A 26,193-nucleotide genomic window follows, 5' to 3' on the forward strand; every position below is an offset into this window, starting at 1 on the left:
CCTTTACCGTGAAATTCTTTCCTCCCGCCGGAATTTCTCCCCCGCCGGTCGGCGCCGCATTCTTACGAAACATCCTGAGACATTTTGCAGACTGGAGCGATGGAACCATACCCCCCCGTCCACAGCCTGCAAGCAAGAATGCGGTTAAGTCCCTTTGGCGAAGGCCTATCGGAGCGTCAAGGGCGGAAAATAGCTTTTCACCCCCCGCTCCTCGCCCTCGCGGCGGGGACGCACAAATATTCCATGCGCGCGCAATAAAACGGCAACAAAAATGCCATCGTCTAGAATGTTAAGAAACATTTAGGCCCATGACGATTTTTCGGCTTTTTCACGGCCGAGGCGAATAATCATCATGTGAGGGAAAAGTGGTGCCTGGAGGCGGATTCGAACCACCGACACGCGGATTTTCAATCCGCTGCTCTACCAACTGAGCTATCCAGGCGCACGACGTCGTCGCGAGAGGCGGGTCTATAGGCGAGCTCGGACGGGCTGTCCAGACGCCAATTCACTCAATTCCGCGATCTTTTTCATCATCGTGCGCATCTTCGGCCGGAATGGCGTAGCCGCCCGTGAACCAGCGCTGCAGATCAATGTCGGCGCAACGCTTGGAGCAGAAGGGCTTGTAGGCGGTGACAGCTTCGGCGCGACGGCAAATGGGGCATTGGGCCATGCTCAGCTCTCCTTGATCTCGAACACGCCCGGCGCGGCGTCCGGGCGAATGTGGGCGCGTGGCCCCAGCTGCGCCACCCAGGGGGACAGGATCGCCGCTGATGTCGAACTACAGTGCAGCGTCAGGCGCGGCGCGGCGCGATCCGTCAGCAAGGCGAGGCGTAGCCGACGCAGGGCGCCGATCTCCAGCGCCCCCGGCGCCGCCAGTCGTTCGTCCGCAGGCGTGCGCCCCCACGGCAAAGACAGTTGCAGCAGGCCGAACCGGCTGAGCGGCCCCATCGCCGCCCCGTCGTGATCGGCGAACGCCTGCCGCGCCATGGATAGAGTGGTCTCTGGGTGCAGGGCGACGCCCGCCAGGTCGATGGCGACCAGACCGCCCCACCCTTTCAGCGCCAGCAGCCGCGCCGTCTGGCGCAGGCCTTCGCGATTCACCGCCTCGCGCCCCTTGCGGGAATCTCGTCCGGCGGCTGGCGCATAGTCTATGTCGACCGCGATCAGGGCGCGCGTCCGCTGCACGGCCAGATCCAGGCCCACGCCCGGCACGACCACGCCATCGGACAGCGCCTCCTCTTCAGCTTCCAGCGCCGCGCGGATCGCCTCGACGCCCGTGGACACAGGCGCGCCCGGCGCCAGCATGTTCAGGATAGCGGCGACGTCGGGTCCGGCCGCCAGCAGACGCGGCTCTCCGCTCGCCTCTCCCAGGCGGCGCAAGACCGGCCCCTTCCGCTCGCGCGGCTCGGCCGTGATCAGAAGTTCGAGCTTGGCGCCTTCCGCCGGACGATCCGCCTTGCCCAACGGCAGAAAGCCGAACGGTTCGCCGCAGCCCAGGTCGATGAAGGCGCCGTGCAGCCCGGGAGCCAGACGCGCCACACGACCGACGACGCGGGCCCCCAGGCGATGCTCGGGCCGATCGTCGTCTCTATGTATAATGAGGGTCCAGGCGCGGCCGTCGCGAAAGACCATGCCACGGGTCTCGCCCGGAGCTGCGTCCAGGAAGACCTCGACATCGGCCATCAGGCCGCCTCGCCTCTCCAGCCAGCGCCGCGCAGCAGATTCGCCGCCTCATACAGCGGCAGACCCATGACGGCGGGATGGCTGCCGACGATTCGGGTGATGAAGGCGGCGGCCCGGCCCTGAATCCCATAGCCTCCGGCCTTGCCGCGCCATTCGCCCGAGGCGACATAGGCGGCGATCTCGTCTTGCGACAACGGCTTGAAGCTGACGCGGGTGTCGACCACGCGCCAGGACGTGCGCCCGCCGCAGATCACGGCCACGCCGGTGAAGACGCGATGATTGCGCCCCGACAGCAGTTTCAGGAAGCGGATCGCCTCCGCCTCGTCAGCGGGTTTTTCCAGCAGGCGGCGCCCCACGGCCACCACGGTGTCAGCCGCCAGGACCACGTCATCGGGATGACGCCCAGCCACGACGGCCGCCTTGGAGCAGGCCAGACGCTGCGCCAGACGCGGCGGCGTCTCGGCCTTCTCGGGCGTTTCGTCGATATCGGCGGGATCGACCAGATCGGGCGTAATGCCGATCTGCGCCAGCAATTCGATGCGGCGCGGGCTCGACGAGGCCAGAATCAACCTCGGAGCCAAGGCGTCAGGACGCGACACGCGCGTCCTTACTTGAAGCGGTAGGTGATGCGACCCTTGGTCAGGTCATAGGGCGTCATTTCGACCAGCACCTTGTCGCCGGCCAGCACCCGGATGCGGTTCTTGCGCATCTTGCCCGCAGTGTGGGCGATGATCTCGTGATCGTTTTCCAGCGTCACGCGGAACGTCGCGTTCGGCAGCAGTTCGCTGACCACGCCGGGGAATTCCAGCAGTTCTTCCTTAGCCATGCGGCCTCTCTCGCCCGTGTGAACAGCTACGGGCCCGCGCCGAGCGTGAGCGCGAGCCGTGAAAGTGAGGGCGCCTAATGCACCAAAACGCTTAGATAGTCGAGTTCAGCCCCGACGGTAGAGGGCGCAGACCAGAGTGAAGAGCCGGCGCGCCGTCTCCTGGTCGATCTCCACCTTGCCGTCCAGCCGGGTTTTCAGCAGGGCCGCGCCTTCATTGTGCAGCCCGCGCCGCCCCATATCGACCGACTCGATCTGACTGGGTGAGGAACCGCGCAGGGCCTCATAATAGCTTTCGCAGATCAGGCCGTAGTCACGGATCACCGTCTTCATCGGCGTCAGCGACAGGACATGCGTCCGGCTGAAATCCGGTCCGGCGATATCGAAGGCCAGACGATTATCCTGCGATGAGAGGGCCAGGGTGTAAGGACCGCCCGCCGCACCGTCCGGGATGAAACTATTCTGTTCGACCAGATCGAAGATGGCGACCCGGCGCTGATGCTCGATCTCGGCCGTTGCGGCCGGCAGAGAGGCGTTGTCGATCTCGATCGCGGTCAGCTTGTGCGGCCCGCTCATTCCGCCGCTCCGTCCAGATGGGTCGGCGCCACCCGCGCGGGCCAGCGTTCGGACAGGTCGGTCAGCACCGCATCCAGGCATTCCACGTCGATCCGCAGATCGCCGCCGCCCGCAAACATCATCATCACCTGACCGCCCGGCGCCTCGGTCGGCAGGAAGTCGAGCGCCAACAGCTCCAGCGCCGCCTCGGGCAGGCGCGGCAGACGGCGGCTCTTGACCGCCTGGACGTCGCCGAACTGCATGGCCGCCATGACGCGCGTGCCGCCGCATTCCCAGCAGAAGCGCGACAGGACGACGGTCAGGCGCCGCGCCTCCTTCTCCCAGCGGATGTCGACCGGACGCATGATGGCGTCCTGAAGCGCGGCCGAGATGATCTGCAGGTCGTCAGCGTCCTCGGCCAGCAGGCGAAGAGGCGTCATCGGCGCCAGGCTTTCGCCCGCAGCGCCTTCGTCCACGACGTCGTCAGTCAGGGCCGAGATCGGTTCGCCGTCAGTGCTCATCGCCCTCCCCCTTGATCCGTCGGACATCGGCGCCGCACGCGCCCAGCTTCTCTTCCATCCGCTCGAAGCCGCGATCCAGGTGATAGACGCGGCCGACCGTCGTCTCACCTTCGGCCACAAGACCGGCGATGACCAGAGACATGGAAGCGCGAAGATCCGTCGCCATGACCGGCGCGCCCTTCAGCCCCTCGACGCCGCGCACCACGGCCTCGCCCGCATGGACGGTGATGTCCGCGCCCAGGCGCGCCAGCTCCGGCGCGTGCATGAAGCGGTTCTCGAAGATGTTTTCATGGATGACGCTCTCGCCCTCGGCCGTCGTCATCAGGGCCATGAACTGCGCCTGCAGGTCGGTGGCGAAGCCCGGATAGATCTCGGTCGTGACGTTGACCGCCTTCAGCCGCTGCGTCGGGTCGCGACGGACGATCAGGCCGTCCTGCGTCGGTTCGATCTCGACGCCCGCCTCGACCATCTTGTCGGTCAGGGCGGTGATCAGGTCGGCGCGGCCCTTGGTCAGGCGCACCTCGCCCCCGGCCATCGCCGCGGCAAGGGCATAGGAGCCCATCTCGATTCGATCGGGAATCACCGACCAGGTCGCGCCCGACAGGGACGAGACGCCGGTGATGGTCAGCACGTCCGTGTCTAGGCCTTCGATCTTGGCGCCCATGGCGATCAGGCAACGGGCCAAGTCGCCGATCTCGGGTTCGCGCGCCGCACGCTTCAGCACCGTCGTCCCGTCCGCCAGAACGGCGGCCAACAGGGCGTGCTCGGTCGCGCCGACCGACACGAACGGGAACTCGATCTCGGCCCCGCGCAGCCCCTTGGGCGCGGTGGCGCTGACATAGCCCTCTTCCAGCTCGATCGCCGCGCCCATGGCCGTCAGGGCCTGAAGGTGCAGGTCGACCGGCCGCGCCCCGATGGTGCAGCCGCCCGGCAGGGACACCTTGGCGTTCCCCGTGCGCGCCAGCAGCGGCCCCAGCACGTTGAACGAGGCCCGCATCTGACGCACCAGATCATAGGGGGCAAAGGTCGAGGTCAGCTCCGGCGCATGGAACAGGGTCTCCTGCCCGTCGGCGCCGTCACGCTCGGTCACTTGCACGCCGAACTGGCGCAGCAGCTGGCCCAGGAATCGCGTGTCCGCCAGACGCGGCATGTTCGTCAGCAGCAGGGGCTGATCCGTCAGAATCGACGCCGCCATCAGCTTGATCGCCGAATTCTTGGCCCCGCTGACCGGAATGGAGCCGTTGAGGCGATTGCCGCCGTGAATGACGATGCTGTCCATGGGTGTCGGGGAAGTCCTGGGAGGCCCGGACCCCTACGGCCCGGCGAACCGGTTATCTAGCAAGCCGAACGGCGCCCGCGAAAGGCCGTAACGTCGCAAGACGGATGACTTTCAGTTGCTTTCGCTCGGCGGCCGCGCGCCGCCCGCGCCCGGCGCCTTTCGACGGCGCAGATTCGTCCGCAGGGCGGCCGCCAGACGCGCCGCGCGCTCGGCCTTGGCCAAGGCTGCGGGGCTGGCGGAAGGGGACGAGTCTGCGTCTCGCCCCGTCTCGTCTGCGTCTTTGCTCGGCTTATCCATGACGGCAGCAGACCGCGTGCAAAGATTTTGATCAAGCATGCATTTTTGGCTTGGCCCGGCCGAAACCTTTGGCTATACGGCCGCTTCCTCAGTGACCCGCCGCCGTAGCTCAGTGGTAGAGCGCATCCTTGGTAAGGCTGAGGTCGGCAGTTCAATCCTGCCCGGCGGCACCATCCCAGCCCTTGCTGATCCCGGATCGGCAAGGGCTGGGGCCAATCTCTCCATTTCAATCAAGTATTTGTCCGATCGCCTGGACATATCACGTCCGGCGCAGGCGTCTTCACGCCTCGGTCAGGCAGATTGGAATCGTTCCTGGATGCAGGCGATGCCGACAGGCCCGCTCGCCTGACCGACATCGCCATTCCATCACCCGTCTCAGGACAGGGCGACAGCCTTCATGGACGTCGCAGAATCAGCCAGCCGTTCGGCTGATACCCGCGTCCCTTTCCCGATCAGCATCCGCCCGCCCATGAAGTCGGCCGGGGCGTTGACCGCCTCGACCGCCACGATCCTGTCGCCGCTGAGGTGGAAGACGGAGAAGGCGCCGCCGGCCGGATCGCCGCGCACCAGTTGGCGGTCGGCGTCGAAGGGCACGCCCGCGATCTGCAGCTTGACGTCATACTGGTCGGACCAGAACCATGGCACTTCCGGCGCCGGAGCCGCGCGGCCGACGATGGCCGAGGCCGCCTGCTTGGCCTGCTCCAGGGCGTTGGGCACGCTCTCCAGCCGATGCATGACGCCGCCGTGGACCGGGATGGGCCGCCGCGTCACATCGCCGATCGCGTAGATGTTCGGATCGCTGGTGCGGGCGGTCTCATCGACCACCACGCCGTTCTCGCACGTCAGTCCCGCCGTCCGCGCCAGGGCCTCGCAGGCGAAGGCGCCGACGCCGACCAGCACCGCGTCCGCCGCGATCAGCGTCCCGTCCGCCAGGCGCACGCCCGCATCCTCGAACCCAGCGACCTCGACGCCGGTCAGGATCTCGACGCCGTGTTTCCGGTGCAGGTCGGTGAAGAAGGCCGACAGAGGCTGAGACGCCACGCGGGCCAGCACCCGGTCCATGCGCTCGATCACCACCGCCTCGGCGCCCAGCGCGCGGGCCGAGGCCGCCGCCTCCAGCCCGACATAGCCGCCGCCGACCACCGCCAGCCGCTTGCCGGGGGCGAGAACCGCCTTCAGCCGCTCGGCGTCATCGAGGGTGCGCAGCTCCAGCAGGTTCGGCCGGTCGGCGCCGGGGATGGTCAGTTTGCGGGCCGTCGAGCCGGTGGCCAGGATCAGCACATCGTAAGGCTCGACCGTTCCGTCGGCGAAGGTCACGGTCCTGGCGTCCGCGTCGATGGCGCTCGCCGTGACGCCGGTGCGCAGGACGATGTCCTGCTCGGCGTAGAAGCTCTCGGGGCGCAGCAGCAGGTCTTCCAGGCCCGCCTCCCCCTTCAGCCAGGCTTTCGACAGGGGCGGCCGCTGATAGGGCGGCGCGTTCTCCTGCCCGGCCAGAACGATCTCGCCCTCATGCCCATACTGCCTCAGCAGCGCCGCCGCCGAGCCCCCCGCGTGTCCCGCGCCGATGATCAGAACCTTGGACGGCAAAGCCGAGCCATCAGCCGTCATGGATTTTTCCTTCATACTCAAACTGTTTGCAGCGAACGTTACGCCCCCGTGGGAACGGTCGGGTCCGGCTCGGAGGGCGCAAATCGCGCGCCCAGGTCATAGGCCTCGCCAGGGAAGGTCAGCCGCACGAAGGTGATGCCCTCGGCCCGCCGCCAGGTTCGGCGCTCCAACGACAGACAGGCCGCTGACGGCTCGACGCCCAGCGTCAGGGCCGTCGCCCGCGATACGTTCACGGCGCTGATCTTGTGTTCAGCCTCGGTCCAGGGAACCCGTTCAAGCAGCCAGGTGCCTGGGGGAATCTCGTCGAACGCCGCATCCCTGGCCTGGGGAACCGAGGTCAGGCAGATCACCCGCTCCTCCAGGGCGAAGGCGCGGCCGCTGCCCTTGTGCAGGCAGCGCAGCTCGATCACCTCCCCGGACGCGGTCAGTCCCAGTTCGCTGGCGTCGCGCCGATGGGCTGCACGGACCTTCCGCAGCAGCAGCTCATAGTCATAGGGCTCGCCGCGCTTCTGGATCTCCGCCTGAATGTCGGGGATGTCCAGCAGCACCGAGTGGATGCGCGGCCGCGCTACGAAGGAGCCGAACCGCTTGCGCCGAACGATCATGCCCCGCTCGGCCAGCGGCGCCAGGGCCTTGCTGACCGTCATGCGCGAGCAGTCGTAGTCGGCCATCAGCTCATGCTCGAAGGGAATACGGAACCCCGGCGGCCACTCGCCCGACAGGATGCGCTCGGCGATGTCGGACCGGATGCGCCGGTGAAGCGGACTGTCCATGCGCCCCTCCCAAGGTCATGGCGGCCTTCTTCAGGCTCTGAATTATGAAGAAGCCGGGACGCCTTAACGGGCGCCCCGGCCTTTGGTCGTCAGCGGCGACGCCGCTCCTGCAGCCATTCGATGCCGTCGTGCAGATAGGCGAAGTCCTGTCTACGGAAGGCCTGGAACAGCATGATGAAACCGCTCAGCGCCAGCCACAGACAGCCGGTGGCGATGATGATGATAAGCGGGTGGTTGAAGCTCTGACGGTCCGTGTAGTCCATGATGTGAATCATCCAGAACACGTCCCACAGCCGCCAGGTGTTGGTCTTGGCTCCCGCCAGCTCGCCGGTGGCGGCGTTCAGGATGAAGGTCGAACGCTCCTTGTCCGCGAACTCGACCCGCCAGGCCGGCAGGGCGAAATCGCGGGTCTCCAGCGTCGGCTTCTCGACGCGCGTCACCGAGGTGATCGCCGCCGAGCCGTTGAAGGCCGCCGTCGCCAGGGTCTTCGCCCTCTCGGCGTCGATGACCACGGGCGCGGCGCTGACCGGATCGACCAGCTTGATCCCTTCGGCGGTCGTCGCCGCGAAGACCCACTGGTCCTGCAGCGGCCGCAGCTCGATCTGCGACACGGGCGCGCCGATCGCCTGGGACACCTGAGCCAGGGACAGCACCTGGGTCGGCGCAGGGCTAGGCTTAACCTCGGCCAGGACGTGACCGCCCGTCACCTTGTGATGGTCGATCATGGCCATGACGGCGCCGCTGATCGCCCACAGCAGGAGCTGGATGCCCAGAACCAGGCCGAACCACTTGTGAAGTCTGCGAAGTAGAAACATAGACGGTCCTCACGCAGCGGCTTTTTTGCGCACGCGGCGCTTGCGGCGGAAACTGAAGATCAGGAGCCAGGCGCCCGACAGGGACGTCGCCACCATCATCCAGGTCGCGACCTTCAGCAGGGCGTTGTTCATGTTGTCGCGGGTCTCGTAGTCCATGATGTGGAGCATCCAGAAGAAGTCGAAGCCTCTCCACAGGTCATGGCGCCGGGACAGCAGCTCCCCGCTGTACGGCGAGATATAAAGCGTCGGCTTCCACATGCCCTCGAACTCGACGCGCCAGATCGGCGCGGCGCGGCCCCGGATCTCACCGGGGATTTCGGTCAGAAGCTCGGCCTTCACGATCGCGCCTTCGGGGGCGTAAATCTGCTCGGCGCGTTGGCGGGCGCCGGCCTCATCGATCAGCGGCAGCTTCTGGCCCGAGCGGGCGTCGTACAGCGCCTGCCCCCTGGCGTCGGCCATAATATAGAGCGGCTGATCCAGCTGCTGCACCAGACGCAGGCTGCTGGCCCGGTCGGCGCCCTGCAGGATGGCCGACGGCTCCACCAGGCCCTCCGTCGCGATCGGCTTGGCGTCCGGCGTCCGTATCAGGTGGTCGCCGTGGATGATGTCGATATGGATGGCGGTCATGTAGAGACCGCTCACGATCCAGAACAGGGCCTGGACGCCCATGATGAGCGAAAACCACTTGTGGGTTCTACGCGCCAATAGAGGCCAGCGTATCATTTTATACTCACGGCTTGTGAGAGAAGGCTGCGTCAGGCGGCGCTCTAGAACACGCGCCTGACGCACCTCACATCGGTTTTAGTTGAACTGATACGTCAGGCGGACATATCCGCGACGGCCCAGCAGATCGTAGGTCATCGTATCGGTGTTGCCGTCGGTCCAGCTCTGGATGAACGGGGCCTTCTTGTCGAACAGGTTGTCGATGCCGAAGGCCACGTCGACGTTGTCGTTCACCCGGTAAGAGAACTGGGCGTTGTGGTAGAAGACAGCGTCCGTCTGATAGCCGATGTCGCCCGGCGCGGCGTTGAAGTCCGTCGCCTCGCCGATCATCTGGATCGAATAGGTTCCGGCCCAGCGCTCATCCATGACCGTCAGGCTGGCGTTCGAGCGCCAGTGCGGATAGCCGCCGTTGCCGCCGCCGATGTGACCGTCGAAGATGATCGGATCGCCACCCTCGAAAGGCGTGATGACGTATTCGTCCAGATAGGTGGTGTTCCAGTCCAGGCTGGCGCGACGCTGACCGATGTCGAAGGCGTAGCGCACGCCGATGTCCACGCCCTTCATCGTCTCCAGACCCGTATTGGTGGGCTGGGCCGACAGATAGTTGACCTCGCCCGTCAGCGGGTTGCGGGTGAAGCTGTCCGGCTTGCAGAACGGGTGGTCCATGTTCGGCGTCGCATAGCAGATCGCCAGCTTGGTCGAACCGGGGATGGAGCGGATGGCGTCCTCAACCTTGATGTCGAAATAGTCGGCCGTCAGCGTCAGGCCGCTGATCTGCGTCGGCTGCCACACCAGGCCCAGGGTCAGGGTTTCGGTGCTTTCCGGCTGCAACATCTCATTGCCGCCGACCGTGGTCAGAATGCTGTTGCCCATCTGCACATAGCCCGCCGGAACGCCCGAGGCGGCGCAGTTGGCGATCAGCACGGCGTCGCCGCTGTCGCTATAGCGGCTGCACGGATCGGTCGTGGTCAGGTTGCCCTCAGCCACGCCGCCGTACAGTTCCGGCACGCTGGGAATACGGAAGCCCGTGCCATAGGTGGCGCGCAGACGCAGGCTGTCGACCACCGACCAGTTCAGGCCCAGCTTGTAGGTGGTGTTGCCGCCGAACAGATCATAGTCCGAGTAGCGAACGGCCGCGTCCAGATCGAGCCGCTGCACGAACGGCAGGTCGCTCAGCAAGGGCGCCGACAGTTCGACATAGGCTTCCTTGGCCTTGGTCTCGCCCGCAATCGGATCCTGCTGATTGGTGTTGGAGATGCCCAGCACCGTCAGGGCGTCGGGATCACGCCAGCCCTTCTCTTCGCGATATACGAGGCCCGCCGCCATCGCCAGGGCGCCGGCCGGCAGTTCCATGACCGTGCCGCTGACGTCGAAGGTGAAGCTCTTCTGCTCGTTTCCGCCGGTGTCGCGCGAGTTGAACAGAATGTAGTTCAGCACGTCCTGATTGACGTCGCCCATGCCCAGATAGTCGCCGCACGGCACGGCGGCGCCCGGCGTCGGGCTGCACAGCGAGGTGTTCAGCGTATCGCCCAGCCGTTGCAGGTTGACGATGTTGGTCATGCCGTCGACGCCGGTGTTGCGGCCCCAGTTGGCCGAAGCCTCCCAGGTCCAGTCGCCGGCGATGTCGCCCCGCGCGCCGCCGACGAAGCGGTAGGTGTCCGTTTCCTGGAAGAACTGACGCTGGCCCGGCTCGACCAGCAGACGGCGGATCAGCAGCAGATCCTGGCCGGTCGGGTTGGTCGGGTGATCGGCCGCGATGCGGATGTCGCGCAGGGCGCCCGGAGCCGCCATCTGGTTGCTCTCGCGGTGAGTGAAGAACAGCTCGCCGAACAGGCTGACCTTGTCGGTCAACTGATAGTCGGCCAGCACGGCCGTGCTGAAGCGTTCGATCGGCGAGGAGGCGTTCAGATAGCCGTTGGAGTTGTGGTTGTGCTTGGCCGGATCATACGGCTCGTAGAAGTTTCCGTCCCCGCCCGGCGTCTGGTTGAAGTTGATCATCTGCCCGTTCGGCAGGACCGCGCGGCCGCCGGGCGTCGTGGCGCTGGAGATGCAGGTCAGGGCGCCGTTCACCTCGCCCAGGCCGCATGGCGCGCGGCTGGCCAGGTTGACCTCTTCGGATTTCTGATAGGTCAGGGCGGCGGTGACGCTGCCCCGGTCGTTCTTGATGCCCCACAGGACGTCGAAGGTCACATCCTGGCCGTCGCCTTCATCGGTGATGCCGTACTTGCCCGACACCTTCAGGCCTTCATAGCCGTTGACGGTGATGATGTTCACCACCCCGGCCACAGCGTCCGCGCCGTAGATGGCCGAGGCCCCGTCCTTCAGCACGTCCATGCGGGCGATGATCGGCGTCGGGATCATGTTCAGGTCGGGGGCGCTGTTGGCGCCGGTGCCGCCGTTGACCACGCGACGGCCGTTGATCAGCGTCAGGGTCCGATTGATGCCCAGGCCGCGCAGGTTCACCTGCGCCGTGCCGTAGCCGTTGCCGGTCCAGTAGGAGTTCGTCTGATTGCCCGCCGCGCCGGCCGACGCCGGCAGGCGCTGCAACAGGGTCTCGACGTTGGTGATGCCGGTGCGCTCGATGTCCTCGCCCGTCACGACCGTGGCGGGACCGACCCCGCTGATGTCCTGACGCTTGATCCGGCTGCCGGTGACGACGATGTCGTCAACATTCGTCACATCGACTTCCTGAGCCGACGCCGCCCCGCCGTACATCGTCGCGGCGACAGCCGCCCCCGCCAACAAAATCCTCTTTTTCATCGTCCCCATGCCTTCCCGCTTAGGTATTCGCGCAGAACCTCGAGCCCTGACTGCGGCGGAACCTGTGCGGGAGGCGTCTTGAGCGTCAAGTCATGTATATACATATGACAGCTCAAAAATCGGCAATATTTATGCGATTTTATCTAAAAATCAGCACAAATATATCATAAATATAGCCAAAAAATCAACACGCCACTAACTCGTCCTGAAAGACGGGCCGGACATGACTATTTTCCGTTGCTCCAAATGATCATGCGCTTTAAACAGCGCCGTAGATTATTTCATATTTATACTTGAGAAACGGCAATACGTAGCCGGACGCCTTATCCCTCAAAACAATGTGGGGATAAGCACCATGTTTTCGGAAACGCTCAAAAGAACGTCACAAGATCGAATCCTGCGACGCCTCCGCTACGCCGTTCGGCGCCGATGGATCACGCCAGCTCGCGCGCCAGGATCACGTCTTCGTACTCACGCCCGCCCACGCTGAAGCGCCGCTGGCCGAGCTCGACAAATCCGGCCCGGGCATAGAAGGCCAAGGCCCGCCGGTTCTGCGCATAGACGCCCAGCAGCAACCGCTGCGCGCCCCGACGCCGCGCCTCGTCCTGCGCCGTCGCCATCAAGGCGCGGCCCAATCCCCCGCCCTGGAATCGGCTCAGGGCGTAGATCCGCTTCAGCTCCAGATCGTCTTCGCGAACCTCGACCTCGGGAAGCTGGGGCTTGTCCAGCAGCGCATAGCCGATGGGCGCGCCATGTTCGACCTGAGCCAGCCACGCCGCCGCCCCCGCCTTCAGTCGTTCCGCGTAATAGCCGGAGGCATGCGCGACGCCGCAATGCGAAACGATGGCCGCGCCGTCCAGCACCCCGGCGAAGGTTTCAAGAAAGGTCGCCGCCCCAATCAAGGCCAGGGCGTCTGCGTCATCCGCCTGCGCGCTCACAATCGTCCAAGCCGACGCATTCGGCGCTGCATTCGACGCGCTCACTCTGAACTCCATTGTTCGGCGCCCGACAAAGAGCGCCCGCGAAAAGCTCCGTCAGTTGAAGCTTGACGGCAAGACGACGAAATCGCGCAGGCGCTCGCCACCACCCGCGCCACAAGGCGCCGAAGATTATTCGGCCTTTGCGTCATTATCCCGACTGGTCAACCCAGTCCGCACGCCGCTAGCTTCGCCCCATCAAGTTTTGTTCGAGGGGCTGAGGGGCTTTTCATGAAGCGCATTCTGATGACCACGGCTGCGGCGCTGACCGTGGCCTTTCCGGCGTTCGCACAGACGCCCGCGCCAGGCGGGGCCGAAGCGACGCCGAAATGGGACGTGCAGAACCCCATCGGCGCCCAGCGCGACGTCAACATCAACGTCGACGAAGGCACCTGGATGGCGCTGGACGTCAGCCCCGACGGCCGCGAGATCATCTTCGACCTGCTGGGCGACATCTATGTGATGCCGATCGGCGGCGGCGAAGCCCGTCCCATCGCCTCGGGCGTGGCCTGGGACATGCAGCCGCGCTATTCGCCGGACGGCCGCTTCATCGCCTTCACCTCGGACCGCGCGGGCGGCGACAACCTGTGGGTCATGGACCGCGACGGCTCCAACCCGCGCCAGGTGTCCAGCGAGACCTTCCGCCTGCTGAACTCCCCCGCCTGGACGCCGGACAGCCAGTTCATCGTCGGGCGCAAGCACTTCACCTCCTCGCGCTCGCTGGGCGCAGGCGAGATGTGGATGTACCACCGCTCGGGCGGCGGCAGCGGCGTGCAACTGACCGAGCGCCGCACCCAGCAGAAGGACACGGGCGAGCCCGCCTTCTCGCCCGACGGCCGCTACATGTACTTCAGCGACGACTCCACGCCGGGCGGCGTCTTTGAGTACTCCAAGGATCCGAACACCCAGCTCTATGTGATCCGTCGCCTGGATCGCGAGACGGGCGAGATCAAGCCCTTCGTCACCGGCCCCGGCGGCTCGGTGCGCCCGACCCCGTCGCCGGACGGCAAGTCGCTCGCCTTCGTGCGCCGCGACCGCTACCAGTCGGTGCTCTACGTCATGGACCTGGAGTCCGGGCGTGAGACGCCGATCTACGACGCCCTGGACCGCGACATGCAGGAGACCTGGGCCATCCACGGCGTCTATCCGGGCTTCGCCTGGACGCCGGACAACGGCTCCATCGTCATCTGGGCCGGCGGCAAGATCCGCCGCATCGACGTGGCCTCCAAGGCCGTCAGCGAAGTGCCCTTCCGCGTCACCGACACCCGCCGGGTGCAGGAAACCGCCCGCTTCCCCGTCGACGTGGCCCCGGCCCAGTTCGACGTGAAGATGATCCGCTGGGCGCAGACCTCGCCCGACGGCTCCAAGGTGGTGTTCGAGGCCCTGGGCAATCTGTGGGTCCGCGACCTGCGCAACGGCGTGGCCGGAACGCCGCGCCGCCTGACGCGCCAGAGCGACCATTTCGAGCTGTACCCGTCCTGGTCGCGTGACGGCCGCTCCATCGTTTACACGACCTGGAACGACGAAAACCTGGGCTCCATCCGCGTGGTTCCGGTCGCGGGCGGCGAAGGCCGCACCATCACGACCAACCCCGGCCACTATCTGGAGCCGCGCTTCTCGCCGGACGGCCAGACGGTCGTCTATCGCACCTCCAGCGACGGCTATCTGCGCTCGGCCATGTGGAGCCGCGAACCGGGCATCTACCGCGTTTCCGTGCGCGGCGGCGAGCCGGTCAAGATCACCGATTCCGGCGCCAACCCGCAGTTCGGCGCCAGCAACGACCGCATCTTCCTGAGCGCCCGCGACGGCGAGAAGCGCGTCCTGAAGTCCGTCAACCTGTCGGGCGAGGACGAGCGCACCCACCTGAGCAGCGAATGGGCGGCCGAGTTCTCCATCTCGCCGGACGAGCGGTGGATCGCCTGGACCGAACGCTTCAACGCCTATGTCGCCCCCTTCGTCCCGACCGGACGCCCGATCACGGTCGGCGCCGACGCCAAGGCCCTGCCGCAGACGCGCGTCACCCGCGACGCCGGCGAATGGCTGCACTGGTCCGGCGATTCCAGCCGCCTGCAGTGGTCGATGGGCCCGGAGCTGTTCTCGCGTCCGCTGAGCGAAAGCTTCGCCTTCATGGACGGCGCGCCGGCTGACCTGCCCAAGCCCGCCGAACACGGGATCAAGATCGGCTTCAGCGCCGACTACGCCCGCCCCAGCGGCGTCACCGTCCTGACCGGCGCCCGCCTGATCACCATGAAGGGCGAAGAGGTGATCGAGGACGGCGTGGTGGTCGTCAACGGCAACCGCATCGAGGCCATCGGCCCGCGCGGCTCGGTCACGGTTCCGGCCGGCGCCCGCGTCATGGACATGGCCGGCAAGACCATCATCCCCGGCCTGGTCGACGCCCACTGGCACGGCCGCATGGGTTCGGACGAGATCATCCCGCAGCAGAGCTGGGTGAACTACGCCGCCCTGGCCTTCGGCGTGACGACGCTGCACGATCCGTCGAACGACAACAGCGAGATCTTCGCCCACAGCGAACTGGCCAAGGCCGGGCGCGTGGTGGCGCCGCGCATCTTCTCGACCGGCACCATCCTGTACGGAGCGGCCACGCCGACGACGGCTGTGGTCAACAACCTGGACGACGCGCGCTCGCACCTGCGCCGGATGCAGGCCATCGGCGCCTGGAGCGTCAAGAGCTACAACCAGCCCCGCCGCGACCAGCGCCAGCAGATCATGCAGGCTGCCCGCGAACTGGGCATGATGGTCGTGCCGGAAGGCGGCTCGCTGTACCACGCCAACATGAGCATGCTGGTCGACGGCCACACCACCATCGAGCACTCGGTGCCGGTGGAGCGGATGTACGACGACGCGGTGCAGCTGTGGTCGCAGACGGGGACGGCCTACACCCCGACCCTGATCGTCGGCTTCGGCGGCGCCTGGGGCGAGAACCACTGGTATGAGACGACGGACGTCTGGAAGGATCCGATCCTGACCCAGTACGTGCCGCGCCGCATCCTGGATTCGCGCTCGCGTCGTCCGGTGAAGACCCCGCCGGAGGAGCTGAACCACATCTCCATCGCGCGCGAGTCCAAGCGGCTGATGGATCAGGGCGTCTCGGTCCAGATCGGCGCCCACGGCCAACGTGAAGGCCTCGGCGCCCACTGGGAGCTGTGGATGTTCGAACAGGGCGGCATGAGCGCCCACGAATCCCTGCGTGTCGGCACCATCAACGGCGCCCGCGCCCTGGGCATGGACAAGGACATCGGCTCGCTGGAAGTCGGCAAGCTGGCTGACCTGGTCGTGCTGAACGCCAATCCGCTCGAGAACCTGCGGGACTCGACCAAGATCGGCTACACCATGATCAACGGCCGTCTGTTCGATAACCACATGAACGAAGTCGGCGGCGCTGAGCGCAAGCCGTTCTGGTTCGAGAGCGAAGACGGCCAGGCCTGGAGCGCCTCGGGCACGGCCTCGGCCGCCGAGACCCACAGCCACACCCACGACTGATCCCGCCGCAGGGCGAGAACGCGAAAGGGCCCGGCATCCGCCGGGCCCTTTTTCGTGAGCAGTTCAGTTTGAGCGTTGGTCAATGCCTACCTCCGCTCATCCCGGCGGACACCGGGATCCAGTGAGTAAGCCAAACCATGGCCTAACCGCTGAGCTAGGCGCTCTGAAGCCAAAGCACTGGATCCCGGCGTCCGCCGGGATGAGCGGGAGCCGGCAGTGTGAAAGCCCAAGGGTGACGAAAGATAGAAATCTCGCGGCTTGCGCCCTGAAGCGCGAACGGGGCGAGGAGGTTATTCCCCCAGCCCGCGCACCGAGGCTTCCAGCAACGCATTGCGCCGCGCCGCGCGGCCTTTCAGCCAGCGCATGGCCAGCACCAGCGCCAGCACCACCGCACCGAAGGCCAGCAGCCACAGGGTCGGATTGTGCGCCTCGCTCATCATCTCCAGCTTGGCCAGGCCCTTGGCCGCCAGATAGCCCGGCGCCAGCATGGCCAGCACCCAGACGAAGGCCGAGCTGACATTGGCGATCTGGAAGACGCGCTGGCGCATCTGCAGCACGCCCACCATCACCGGCACGAAGGCGCGTAGCGGTCCGAAGAAACGGCCGATGAAGATGGAAGCCACGCCGTAGCGGCGGCAGTACAGGCGGGTCCAGGCCAGCTTGCGGCGGTGCGGCACCAGCAGGTGGTGACGCAGCACGCGCGTGCCCAGGCGCCGACCGATCCAATAGGAGATGGCGTCGCCCATGACGGCGCCGATGACGCAGCCGCCGATGACGGTGAAGGGGTCCAGCACGCCTGCGGCCACAAGGCCGCCCGCCGCCACCAGCAAGCCTGTCGCCGGCACGAAGGCGCCGATGACGACCAGAGACTCGAAGAAGGTCACGACGCCGAGGATCACGCCGGCCCACATGGCGTTGCGGGCGATGAAGTCGGCGGCCGAGGTAAGCAAACTGTCCATACTGATCCTTTGCCCGAGGGCATATGGGATCAGTGCATAGAAAGGGAATGCGGCGATGCGACGCCAAGGGGGAAAAAGCGCACGCCGTGACCCTCAGGCCGCACTTCGACCGCCCGGCGCCCTATCGTGTGGCGTCGTCAGACGTGTCGCGACGCTCGTCGTCCAGCTCGAAGGGGCGAATTCGACCGGCGCGCTCACGCGGGCTGCGTACGCCCCAGGGCCCCGGCACGGCGCCGTAGGCGTCGCGCCAGCCGTAGCCGTCCAGACCGTAGCGCCCCGCGCCGAAGCCATAGGGGCCGTAACCATAGCCGTAGGCCCAGGGCGCGTTCTTCGTCTGGCTGAAGCTCAGGTTCAGCGTGCCGTTCTCGCCCAGCGGCAGAGAGACCGCCGCGCCGAAGTCCTTGTAGCCGCCAGTGCCGATCCCGGCGCTGACCTGGCCGTGCATCCTGCGCGGCGCGGCCTCTTCCCAGGCGTCGGCCCAGGTCTCGACGGGCGGCGCATCGGCCTTGCGCTCGCCGATCCAGCGGGAAATCTGCTCTTCCGTCGTCAGACCGTGCGGCGCCGCCGTCTGAAGCGTCACGGCGGGCGAGGCGTCGCCGACCGTCGCGGCCAAGGCGTCGGCGCTCGCGGTCGGCACGGCGCCCGGACCAGCGCGCGGCGCCGTCGACACCACGCCCTCGGGATCACTGCTCGCCAGCAAGAGGGAGGCGGCCATGAGTTCGATCAGCATACGCATCTACTCCCGTTCACAAGCACCCTAACCCCAAATGCGGCCAAGGTCAGGCCGTCCCGTCGTCGCGCCCTAAAGGATCAGGCAGAGGCTCGCCTTCGGCCACGAAACTGAGCGCGACCGAGTTGATGCAATAGCGCAGGCCCGTCGGCGGCGGGCCGTCGGGGAAGACGTGGCCCTGATGACTGTCGCAACGGGCGCAGCGCGTCTCGACCCGCACCATGCCGTAGCTGTCGTCGCGCACGGCGCGGACGTGAGCTGGATCGACGGGTTCGTTGAAGCTGGGCCAGCCGGTGCCGCTCTCGAACTTGGTCCCCGAGCGGAACAGGGGCAGGCCGCATTCGCGGCAGCAAAAGACCCCTGCCCGTTTTTCGCCCAGCAGGGTTCCGCAAAAGGGCGCCTCGGTGCCGTGGGCCAGAAGCACGCGCTTCTCTTCCGGCGAGAGGTCGGCCTCCAGCGCCACGCGCTGGCTGTCGGTCGGCGGCGTCAGGTCATAGCCGGAGGCAGAGCGCATCGGGGCGGCGGATTCGGTCTGGGTCATGATCTCAAAATAGGAAGGGCCGGACGGTCGTTCCACCGTCCGGCCCTCAATAGCCTGAGATGATCGTTCGGATCAGGCGCCGAACAGGCCGTTCACCCAAGTCCGCACGGCCGCTTCGTCGGTCGCGTCGCCGGCATAGGCCAGGGCGCCGGCCGGGGCGTAGGGCGCATTGTTGCCGCGCTGGCGCGTCGTCCAGGCCTTATGACCATAGCTGAGATCGGCGTAGTTGGACGGCAGACGCAGGGTCGTCGGCTCGATGAAGATGGTGTCCTCGGCCGTGGTCGAGCCGGCGATGCGCACGTTCGGCAGGCGGCTCAGCAGGTCCAGCGTGTCCAGGCAGCCGCCCGAGCAGCCGGCGTCGACCAGCACGACCACCTGGCCCTGCACCGGGTTGGCGGCGCCGGTGTCCGGGGTGGCCGGGCGGCCCGGCATGACGAAGGTCGGCTGACCGGCGGCGATGGCGCTGTCGAAGGCGGCGACAATGGCCTGGGTCTGCTCGATCACCGCGCCCGATTCCTGGACGAAGCGCGGGTCCGACACCATGCGGTTCAGGGTGTCGGCGAACCACTGACGATTGGCGGCGGTGGCGCGATAGGTGATCTGGCCCGCTTCCGGCTGGCGGCTGACGGTGAACTCCGGCGACCAGATGCGGTTGGCCAGGCCATAGCCGCGCGTGGTGGCGTTGAGCGACGAACCGTTGGCGCCGCGCAGGTCCAACACAAAGCCTTGCGGCCCGCGAATAGCGGCGGACTGGGCTTCGATCTGGGCGAAGAAGGCGTCCCAGGCCGCGTCATCGGCCAGGGAGTGGACGTTGATCCACGGGCGGCCGTTCACCGTCTCGACCGACAGCGGCGCGCCCGACGGCGTATAAACCGAGGCGCGATAGGCGGCTTCCAGGTTCTGCGCCGTGGCCGGTTGCGGCGACAGGGTGAAATCGCGGGTGCGGCGGCCGACCTGGAACTCGCAGGTTCCGGGCACGCCCGTCGTCATCGGGTTGTTGCGGTTCCACAGCAGATAGGGCGCGCTGCGGACGCGGCCGGCCTCGGTGGTCAGATCGCCCTCGAACTGGTCCAGCTTGGCCTTGGCCAGGTCTTCGATCGGCTCGGCGTTGCAGCTCTTGAGCACGGCGCCCAGCGGCGGCGCGCCGCGCACGCCTTCCTGAACGTAGGAGACGACGTACTGGCCGTTGCGCCAGGCTGTGGCCACGCCCGGCCAGCTGGTGGCGAAGAACGGACCCAGGCCCTCATAGGTCGGGCGGGCGGCGATGTTGGAATCGCGGAAGCCGTTGGCGTACCAGCGCAGCAGATAGGCGTGGCTGTCGCCGCTGTTGACCTGACCGGCCTTGGCCTGGGCCTGCTGCAGGCCCGCATCCAGCCAGGCGCGGAAAGGAGCGCTGGCCTCGCCCGGCACTACGGCGGCGGGATGATTGTCGCGCAGGGCCGTGTGCATGGCCTGAAGGTCTTGCCGCGCCAGATCGCTGAAATTCTGGGCCGAAGCGGCCGAGGCGGCGAAGCTCAGGGCCAGTACGGCCGCCGAAGCGGAAAGCAGGCGTTGCATAGGGGTTTCTCCCGGTCCGTCAAAGTGCGGTTTGGGCGTGTTTTAGACCCATTAACGGCGCCGTCGCCACCCCTGTCGCGAATTGTGCAGCTTCTGACGGCGCGGCGTTTACGCGCGCCCGTTTCCTGACTAGGCCATGAAATCCGCAGGCGCAAAAGGCGCTGAATGCCGCGTGATTCCGAATGACCGCCCTGGCCGATCTTTTTTTGAACTCCACGGGACGTATCGGCCGGGTCCGTTTTTTCCTGAGCGCAGCGTGTCTGATCTGCGTCTGGATTGCGGCGGATATCCTGTTGTCGACGCCAGGCTGGCTTCACGCCCTGATCGCCGCCGCCCTGCTCTACAGCGGCTTCTGCGTCCTGTCCCAACGCCTGCATGACCGGGGCCGTTCAGGGTGGTGGAGCGGACTGATCCTGCTGGCCTTCGCCCTGACGTGGCCGCAACCGCTGACGCTTCTGGATTGGGTCGCGGCGGCCGCGCTCGCATTCGTCGCCTTCGACCTCGCGGCCCTGCCGGGTCAGAAGGCGTTCAACCGCTACGGCGCCGCCCCCGGCGCCCGCCGTCAGAGCGGCGCGACGCCCGCCTGAACCGGCCCGAACACCCGCTGGAAGGACGACTTCAACGCATCGTCCGCCTCGTCCATCGTCGCCAGCACGCCCAGATCGACCAGGCTGGTCACGCCGTGCTCGGTGATGCCGCACGGCACGATGCCGCCGAAATGGTCCAGGTCCGGCTCCACGTTCAGGCTGATGCCGTGGAAGCTGACCCATTTGCGGACCTTGACGCCGATGGCGGCGATCTTGTCTTCACGGCTCCAGCCCGCGCCCTTGCGCTCGACCCAGACGCCGACGCGACCCTCGCGCATGCCGGCCTCAACGCCGAAGCGGTCCAGGGCGCCGATGATCCAGCCCTCCAGACCGTGAACAAAGCCGCGCACGTCCTTGCCGCGCCGGTTCAGGTCCAGCATCACATAGGCCACGCGCTGGCCCGGCCCATGATAGGTGAACTGCCCGCCCCGCCCCGTCCGATGAACCGGAAAACGGTCGGGCGCCAGCAGGTCGTCGTCCTTGGCCGAGACGCCTGCGGTGTAGAGCGGCGGGTGTTCCAGCAGCCAGACCAGTTCCTCGGCCTGCCCGGCGGCGATGGCGGCGACGCGCGCCTCCATGGCGGCCTCGGCGGCGGCGTAGTCGACGTAGCCCGACGACAGCGCCCATTCGACAGGACGGCCGTCCTCGCGAACCAGGCGGCGTTGGGAAGAGTTTAACGGGTCGGCAAGCATGATGCCCTCAATGTGGGGCCGAACGCGGCGGCGCAAGGGCCGCCCGTTGATTTGCGAGTACCGTCTTGAGCCAGATCGAAGCCGTCGATGTCGAGATTTCGGTCGTGCTGGGCCGTTCGGTCCTGCCGATGCAGCAGCTGCTGCGCATGGGCCGCGGCGCCGTGATCCCGCTGGACGCCTCGGAAAAGGACGAGGTCTGGATCCTGGCCAACAACCATCCGGTCGCGCGCGGCGAGATCGAGATTCGCGACGACCGCATCGCCATCACGGTGACGCGCCCGGCCGATGTCTATGACTTCATGGCCGGAGCCGCGTAGCGCACCCTCTCCCGGCGGGTGAGGGCTTGAGCCTCCAAGAGCGAAGCGATTGGCTAAGGCGAAAGGGTGAGGGGCTTGTCCCGTCAGTCGGCGGAAGCCGTCGCGCCACGGCCTTTGGCCGACTTCGCCCCCGAACCCTCACCCTTTCGCGCTCTCGTGCGCTCAAGCCCTCTCCCATCAGGAGAGGGAATTTCGTCCCTCTCCGCTATTTCCGCAAAACGCTCTTTTCTTTCCGTCAGCTCTCCGCTATTGCCCGCCCTCCGATGCGAGCGGTCGTGGCGGAATTGGTAGACGCGCAGCGTTGAGGTCGCTGTGGGGCAACCCGTGGAAGTTCGAGTCTTCTCGACCGCACCATCTGATCTGACAGGGCGAATCTCGGCTAGATAGGCTGAAATCATCTCAGAGGAGGCAGATACGTGACCCACACGGACTTTGCCCCTCTGCGCCCCGAAGAGCCTCATCTCGAAGACGAAGATCACGCCGCCCTCGGCGAAGACTACGCCCTGACGGCGGCCTTCGTCGAAAAGGTCGTGGACGCCGCGGACGACGGCGACGGGATGCGGCTGCGCGGCCTGCTGGAAGACCTGCACCCCGCCGACGTCGCCGACCTGATGGGCTTCCTGACCGCAGAGCATCGCTCGGTCGTGGTCCAGTGGCTGCCGCCGGAACTACTGGCGGAATCCCTGCCCGAGATGGACGACGGCATCCGCGAGAAGGTGCTGGAGCGCGTCCCCTCGGCCACCCTGGCCGAAGCCCTGCAGGAACTGGATTCGGACGACGCCGCCTCGGTCGTCGAAGACCTGGAGGACGACCAGCGCGAGCGCGTGCTGGCCGCCATGCCCGAGGTCGAGCGCGCGGCCATCGAATCCTCGTTGGGCTATGCGGAGGATTCGGCCGGCCGTCTGATGCAGCGCGAGTTCATGGCCGCGCCGCAGTTCTGGAACGTCGGCGACACCATCGACCACGTCCGCGCCCAGGGCGACGACCTGCCCGAGCTGTTCTTCGACATCTATGTGGTCGATCCGATGAATCGGCCGGTCGGCGGCGTCGCTATCAGCCGCATGCTGCGCAGCCCGCGCGCCACGCCCCTGATCGAGCTGATGGAGCCGGTCAACGCCATCGAGGTGGACGTCGACCAGGAAGAAGTCGCCTACATCTTCGAGAAATACCACCTGATCTCCGCCCCCGTGGTCGACACGGGCGGGCGGCTGGTCGGCCAGCTGACCGTCGATGACGTCGTCAACATCATTCAGGAAGAGAACCGCGAGGACATCCTGCGCCTGGCCGGCGTCGCCGACGAGGACCGCTCGTCCAGCGTGTTCGAGATCGTGCGCGGTCGCGTGCCCTGGCTGGGCATCAACCTGTTCACCGCCATGCTGGGCGCCAGCGTCATCGCCCTGTTCGAAGGCACCATCCAGCAGATCGTGGCCCTGGCCGTGCTGATGCCCATCGTCTCGGCCATCGGCGGCAATGCCGGGACGCAGGCCCTGACCGTCACCGTGCGCGCCCTGGCCACGCGCGAGCTGAACGCCTCCAACGCCCTCAGAACCTTCTGGCGCGAGATGGCCGTCGGCCTGGCCAACGGCTTCGTCCTGGCGCCACTGATCGGTCTGGCGGCGGGCTTCTGGTTCCAGGACTGGCGCATCGGGGCCGTCATCGCGGCGGCCATGATCCTGAACCTGCTGGTCGCGGCCAGCGTCGGCGTGCTGACGCCGCTGACCCTGTCGAAGCTGAAGTTCGACCCGGCCGTGTCCTCGGCCGTGTTCGTGACGGCGACGACCGACTTCTTCGGTTTCCTGATCTTCCTCGGCCTGGCGACCATCGTCCTGCTGTAAACCTGACCTGAAACGGCCCCGCCGATTTCGGAACGAGGCTTGCTCCGCCCAGGCCAGGGCGAGAACGCCCGTTTCGAATTGGGTCAATCCGTGTCCGCAGCCGCGCCGCAACGCCGCAAGGTCTCTCGAGAAGGCCTTCTGCTGATCAAGAGCTTCGAGGGCTTCCGCCCCCGCACCGTGCTGCGCCGCGACGGCACGCCCGTCATCGGCTACGGCCACGCGCGCTCGGCCCGCCCCGGCGCCGTGGTCAGCGAAGCCGAGGCCGAACTGCTGCTGCAATACGACCTGATGCCGATCGTCGCCCTGCTGAACGAGCGCGTGCGCCTGCCGCTGAACCAGCACCAGTTCGACGCCCTGGCCAGCTTCATCTTCTCCATCGGCCTAGAGAGGTTCCAGGGCTCGGACGTCCAGGCCAAGCTGGACGCCAACGCGCCGTCCGAAGCCGCCGTCGCCCTGTCCGCCTGGCCCGAGCGCGCCTCGCCGCCGGTCGACGCCCTGTATCGCCGCCGCTCGGCCGAGCGCGCCCTGTTCGACACGGCCCCCGACCGGCCCGCGCCTCTGGAGACCCTGCTGACCGCCCCGGTGCGCGGCCCCGGTTCTGCGGAGCCGCCCGTCGACGCCGCCCCGCCCACCGCCCCCGTCCTGCGTCATGAAGCGCGCGCCGCCGCGCCCGACGCGGCTCTGGGCGACAAGGGCGCCGTCCTGTTCATCGGCGGCGTCGGCGTCCTGGCCTTCCTGGCGGGAATCGCCGCCTTCCAGCGCGCCTGGCGCGCCCCGACGGCCAGCGACGCGACCGTCCTGATCGGCGCCGGCCTGGCTATCGCGGGCCTCATCTTCATCGGCATGGCGGCCTGGAGCGGCTTGCGCGCCAAGGCTTCATCGACGGGCGCCGAGAAGCAGAAACAGTCGCGCTAACAGCAGTCTTTGCGAAGCTCGCGCACGATGCTACGCCTTGCGGCATGAGCATTCCCTTCGCGCCCCAATCCATGGAATTCGGCCTCGGCGAGACCGCTGACGCCATCCGCGACACCACCGCCCGCTGGGCCGCCGAACGGCTGGCCCCCCGCGCCGCCGAAATCGACGAGAAGAACGAGTTCGCCCGCGACCTGTGGCCCGAGATGGGCGAACTGGGCCTGCACGGCATCACTGTCGAGGAAGAGTTCGGCGGCCTCGGCCTCGGCTACCTCGAACACGTCGTCGCGATGGAGGAAGTCTCCCGCGCCTCGGCCTCGATCGGCCTGAGCTACGGCGCCCACTCCAACCTGTGCGTCAATCAGATCCGCCGCTGGGGCACGCCCGAGCAGAAGCAGAAATACCTGCCCAAGCTGATCTCGGGCGAGCACGTCGGCTCCCTGGCCATGTCCGAGGCCGGCTCGGGCTCGGACGTCATGTCCATGCGCACCCGCGCCGAGAAGAAGGGCGACCGCTACGTCCTGAACGGCACCAAGTTCTGGATCACCAACGCCCCCTCGGCCGACACCCTGGTCGTCTACGCCCGCACGGGCGAGGGTAACGGCGGCGTCACCGCCTTCCTGATCGAAAAGGGCATGAAGGGGTTCAACGTCTCCAAGAAGCTGGACAAGATGGGCATGCGCGGCTCGGACACCGCCGAGCTGGTGTTCGAGGATTGCGAAGTCCCCGAAGAGAACATCATGGGCGGCGAAGGGCGCGGCGCGGCCGTGCTGATGAGCGGCCTGGACTATGAGCGCGCCGTCCTGTCGGCCGGTCCGCTGGGCATCATGCAGGCCGCCCTGGACGTGGTCCTGCCCTACGTTCGCGACCGCAAGCAGTTCGGCAAGGCCATCGGCAGCTTCCAGCTGATGCAGGCCAAGGTGGCCGACATGTACGTCGCCCTGAACAGCGCCCGCGCCTATGTCTACGCCGTGGCCCGCGCCTGCGACCAGGGCAAGACCACCCGCTACGACGCGGCGGGCGCCATTCTGCTGGCCTCCGAGAACGCGGTGAAGGTCTCCCTTGAGGCCGTCCAGGCCCTGGGCGGCGCCGGCTACACCAAGGAATGGCCGGTCGAGCGTCTGGTCCGCGACGCCAAGCTCTACGACATCGGCGCCGGCACCAACGAAATCCGCCGCTTCCTGATCGGCCGCGAGCTTCTGGGCAGCTGACGGAACCCCAAGGCGGGCGGGCGGTTGCCCTTCATTCGAAGGAGATCGTCATGCCCGCCAAATCCGCCGCCCAGCAGAAAGCCGCCGGAGCCGCCCTGTCGGCCAAGCGCGGCGACACGCCCAAGTCCAAGCTGAAGGGCGCATCGAAATCCATGATGGAATCGATGAACGAGAAGCAGCTTGAAGCGTTCGCCCGAACCAAGCGCCAGGGCAAACCCGAACACGTCTCAAAGCACTGATCCACCGCCAGCAGAACAAGCTATGGCGCCGACTCTCGCGCGCCCCTACCTTGGCTTCACTTCTCGCTCTGAGTCCCGCTTGATGACGCTCGTTTCCACGCCGCCGCCCGACGAACGCCGCACCTTTTCCGACATGCTGGAACGACTGGGCGAAGGCAAGTCGGAGAAGCTGTCCCTGCGCGAGATGGTCGAAGGCTTCGGCGAGCGCGGCTTCGGCGCCGTCATCCTGATGCTGGCGCTGATGGCCCTGTTTCCGTGGCCGCCGGGCGGCAAGGCGGTCTTTTCCGTGCCGATC

Annotated in this window: 26 protein-coding genes and 3 tRNA genes; 10 read left to right on the plus strand and 19 right to left on the minus strand. The window is 66.9% G+C overall.

The genetic code is table 11. The features are described 5' to 3' along the window. Positions 1-366 precede the first annotated feature (366 nt). The 8 genes from B2Y21_RS02420 to murA form a co-directional block, all read right to left on the minus strand. Positions 367-442 (minus strand) — tRNA-Phe (locus B2Y21_RS02420). A 63-nt stretch (positions 443-505) separates the two neighbouring features. Continuing rightward, complete coding sequence (locus B2Y21_RS02425; RefSeq protein ID WP_292056574.1) at positions 506-670, minus strand: DNA gyrase inhibitor YacG; 165 nt, start codon at positions 668-670, stop codon at positions 506-508. 2 nt (positions 671-672) lie between these two features. Further along, entirely contained in the window at positions 673-1,683 is a 1,011-nt protein-coding gene (locus B2Y21_RS02430) for an RNA-binding protein (RefSeq protein ID WP_292056576.1), read from the minus strand. Next, positions 1,683-2,282 carry a Maf family protein gene (locus tag B2Y21_RS02435; protein ID WP_292056578.1) on the minus strand — a complete coding sequence of 200 codons (600 nt, stop codon included), beginning with the start codon at positions 2,280-2,282 and terminating at the stop codon, positions 1,683-1,685. Before B2Y21_RS02435 ends, B2Y21_RS02430 begins: the two co-directional genes overlap by 1 nt. A gap of 8 nt (positions 2,283-2,290) precedes the next feature. Next, the gene (gene infA, locus B2Y21_RS02440; protein WP_003164348.1) at positions 2,291-2,509 is read right to left on the minus strand and encodes a translation initiation factor IF-1; all 219 of its coding nucleotides are present in this window, start codon (positions 2,507-2,509) and stop codon (positions 2,291-2,293) included. A gap of 105 nt (positions 2,510-2,614) precedes the next feature. After that, positions 2,615-3,082 (minus strand): UPF0262 family protein, encoded by a 468-nt coding sequence (locus B2Y21_RS02445; protein WP_003164346.1) that lies wholly within the window; start codon positions 3,080-3,082, stop codon positions 2,615-2,617. Further along, positions 3,079-3,582: a DUF2948 family protein gene (locus B2Y21_RS02450; protein ID WP_292056580.1), complete on the minus strand. Its 504-nt coding sequence runs from the start codon at positions 3,580-3,582 to the stop codon at positions 3,079-3,081. The genes B2Y21_RS02445 and B2Y21_RS02450 overlap by 4 nt, the downstream gene beginning before the upstream one ends. Further along, positions 3,572-4,861, minus strand: coding sequence for a UDP-N-acetylglucosamine 1-carboxyvinyltransferase (gene murA / locus B2Y21_RS02455; RefSeq protein WP_292056582.1), 1,290 nt, complete (start codon positions 4,859-4,861; stop codon positions 3,572-3,574). The genes B2Y21_RS02450 and murA overlap by 11 nt, the downstream gene beginning before the upstream one ends. Before the next feature lie 395 nt (positions 4,862-5,256). Between murA and B2Y21_RS02460 the strand changes: the two genes are divergently transcribed. Next, positions 5,257-5,331: transfer RNA gene (locus B2Y21_RS02460), tRNA-Thr, on the plus strand. Positions 5,332-5,533: 202 nt separating this feature from the next. Here the strand turns inward: B2Y21_RS02460 and B2Y21_RS02465 are convergent. The 6 genes from B2Y21_RS02465 to B2Y21_RS02490 form a co-directional block, all read right to left on the minus strand. Next, complete coding sequence (locus B2Y21_RS02465; protein ID WP_292056584.1) at positions 5,534-6,766, minus strand: NAD(P)/FAD-dependent oxidoreductase; 1,233 nt, start codon at positions 6,764-6,766, stop codon at positions 5,534-5,536. A 38-nt stretch (positions 6,767-6,804) separates the two neighbouring features. Next, positions 6,805-7,539: a histidine utilization repressor gene (gene hutC / locus B2Y21_RS02470; protein ID WP_128116547.1), complete on the minus strand. Its 735-nt coding sequence runs from the start codon at positions 7,537-7,539 to the stop codon at positions 6,805-6,807. An 89-nt stretch (positions 7,540-7,628) separates the two neighbouring features. Beyond that, positions 7,629-8,354, minus strand: coding sequence for a PepSY domain-containing protein (locus B2Y21_RS02475; RefSeq protein WP_292056589.1), 726 nt, complete (start codon positions 8,352-8,354; stop codon positions 7,629-7,631). 9 nt (positions 8,355-8,363) lie between these two features. Next, positions 8,364-9,059 (minus strand): PepSY domain-containing protein, encoded by a 696-nt coding sequence (locus B2Y21_RS02480; protein ID WP_312205150.1) that lies wholly within the window; start codon positions 9,057-9,059, stop codon positions 8,364-8,366. Between the two features lie 96 nt (positions 9,060-9,155). Then, the gene (locus tag B2Y21_RS02485; protein ID WP_292056594.1) at positions 9,156-11,837 is read right to left on the minus strand and encodes a TonB-dependent receptor domain-containing protein; all 2,682 of its coding nucleotides are present in this window, start codon (positions 11,835-11,837) and stop codon (positions 9,156-9,158) included. Between the two features lie 434 nt (positions 11,838-12,271). Further along, entirely contained in the window at positions 12,272-12,775 is a 504-nt protein-coding gene (locus B2Y21_RS02490) for a GNAT family N-acetyltransferase (protein ID WP_292056597.1), read from the minus strand. 270 nt (positions 12,776-13,045) lie between these two features. Between B2Y21_RS02490 and B2Y21_RS02495 the strand changes: the two genes are divergently transcribed. Then, positions 13,046-16,318, plus strand: a complete 3,273-nt coding sequence (locus B2Y21_RS02495) for an amidohydrolase family protein (protein WP_292056599.1) — start codon at positions 13,046-13,048, stop codon at positions 16,316-16,318. A 290-nt stretch (positions 16,319-16,608) separates the two neighbouring features. On the opposite strand, the gene B2Y21_RS02500 is transcribed toward B2Y21_RS02495, so the two are convergent. The 4 genes from B2Y21_RS02500 to B2Y21_RS02515 form a co-directional block, all read right to left on the minus strand. After that, complete coding sequence (locus B2Y21_RS02500; RefSeq protein WP_125902080.1) at positions 16,609-17,277, minus strand: DedA family protein; 669 nt, start codon at positions 17,275-17,277, stop codon at positions 16,609-16,611. Between the two features lie 121 nt (positions 17,278-17,398). Then, entirely contained in the window at positions 17,399-18,007 is a 609-nt protein-coding gene (locus tag B2Y21_RS02505; RefSeq protein ID WP_292056603.1) for a hypothetical protein, read from the minus strand. Between the two features lie 49 nt (positions 18,008-18,056). Beyond that, entirely contained in the window at positions 18,057-18,548 is a 492-nt protein-coding gene (gene msrB / locus B2Y21_RS02510) for a peptide-methionine (R)-S-oxide reductase MsrB (RefSeq protein ID WP_046653013.1), read from the minus strand. A 72-nt stretch (positions 18,549-18,620) separates the two neighbouring features. Beyond that, a complete protein-coding gene (locus B2Y21_RS02515; RefSeq protein ID WP_292056605.1) occupies positions 18,621-20,105 on the minus strand; it encodes a hypothetical protein in 1,485 nt (494 codons plus the stop codon). Between the two features lie 182 nt (positions 20,106-20,287). On the opposite strand from B2Y21_RS02515, the gene B2Y21_RS02520 reads away from it, so the two are divergent. Then, on the plus strand, positions 20,288-20,692 hold the full coding sequence (locus B2Y21_RS02520; protein WP_292056608.1) for a DUF805 domain-containing protein: 405 nt from the start codon (positions 20,288-20,290) through the stop codon (positions 20,690-20,692). On the opposite strand, the gene lipB is transcribed toward B2Y21_RS02520, so the two are convergent. Beyond that, positions 20,668-21,384 carry a lipoyl(octanoyl) transferase LipB gene (gene lipB / locus B2Y21_RS02525; RefSeq protein WP_292056611.1) on the minus strand — a complete coding sequence of 239 codons (717 nt, stop codon included), beginning with the start codon at positions 21,382-21,384 and terminating at the stop codon, positions 20,668-20,670. The two genes, B2Y21_RS02520 and lipB, sit on opposite strands and share 25 nt — an antisense overlap. A 65-nt stretch (positions 21,385-21,449) precedes the next feature. Between lipB and B2Y21_RS02530 the strand changes: the two genes are divergently transcribed. From B2Y21_RS02530 to B2Y21_RS02560, 7 genes are all read left to right on the plus strand, one after another. Continuing rightward, positions 21,450-21,701, plus strand: coding sequence for a FliM/FliN family flagellar motor switch protein (locus tag B2Y21_RS02530; protein ID WP_003164329.1), 252 nt, complete (start codon positions 21,450-21,452; stop codon positions 21,699-21,701). Between the two features lie 269 nt (positions 21,702-21,970). Continuing rightward, positions 21,971-22,055: transfer RNA gene (locus B2Y21_RS02535), tRNA-Leu, on the plus strand. Between the two features lie 62 nt (positions 22,056-22,117). After that, positions 22,118-23,536 carry a magnesium transporter gene (gene mgtE, locus B2Y21_RS02540; protein WP_292056614.1) on the plus strand — a complete coding sequence of 473 codons (1,419 nt, stop codon included), beginning with the start codon at positions 22,118-22,120 and terminating at the stop codon, positions 23,534-23,536. Between the two features lie 90 nt (positions 23,537-23,626). Continuing rightward, positions 23,627-24,451: a lysozyme gene (locus B2Y21_RS02545; RefSeq protein ID WP_292056617.1), complete on the plus strand. Its 825-nt coding sequence runs from the start codon at positions 23,627-23,629 to the stop codon at positions 24,449-24,451. 44 nt (positions 24,452-24,495) lie between these two features. Then, a complete protein-coding gene (locus tag B2Y21_RS02550) occupies positions 24,496-25,659 on the plus strand; it encodes an isovaleryl-CoA dehydrogenase (RefSeq protein WP_292056620.1) in 1,164 nt (387 codons plus the stop codon). Between the two features lie 50 nt (positions 25,660-25,709). After that, positions 25,710-25,898, plus strand: coding sequence for a DUF3008 family protein (locus B2Y21_RS02555; RefSeq protein ID WP_292056622.1), 189 nt, complete (start codon positions 25,710-25,712; stop codon positions 25,896-25,898). An 82-nt stretch (positions 25,899-25,980) separates the two neighbouring features. Beyond that, on the plus strand, positions 25,981-26,193 hold a 213-nt coding region (locus tag B2Y21_RS02560), incomplete at its 3' end, for an exopolysaccharide biosynthesis protein (RefSeq protein WP_292056623.1).

Origin of the sequence: Brevundimonas sp. UBA5936, assembly GCA_002430835.1 — a bacterium.
Taxonomy (GTDB): Bacteria; Pseudomonadota; Alphaproteobacteria; order Caulobacterales; family Caulobacteraceae; genus Brevundimonas.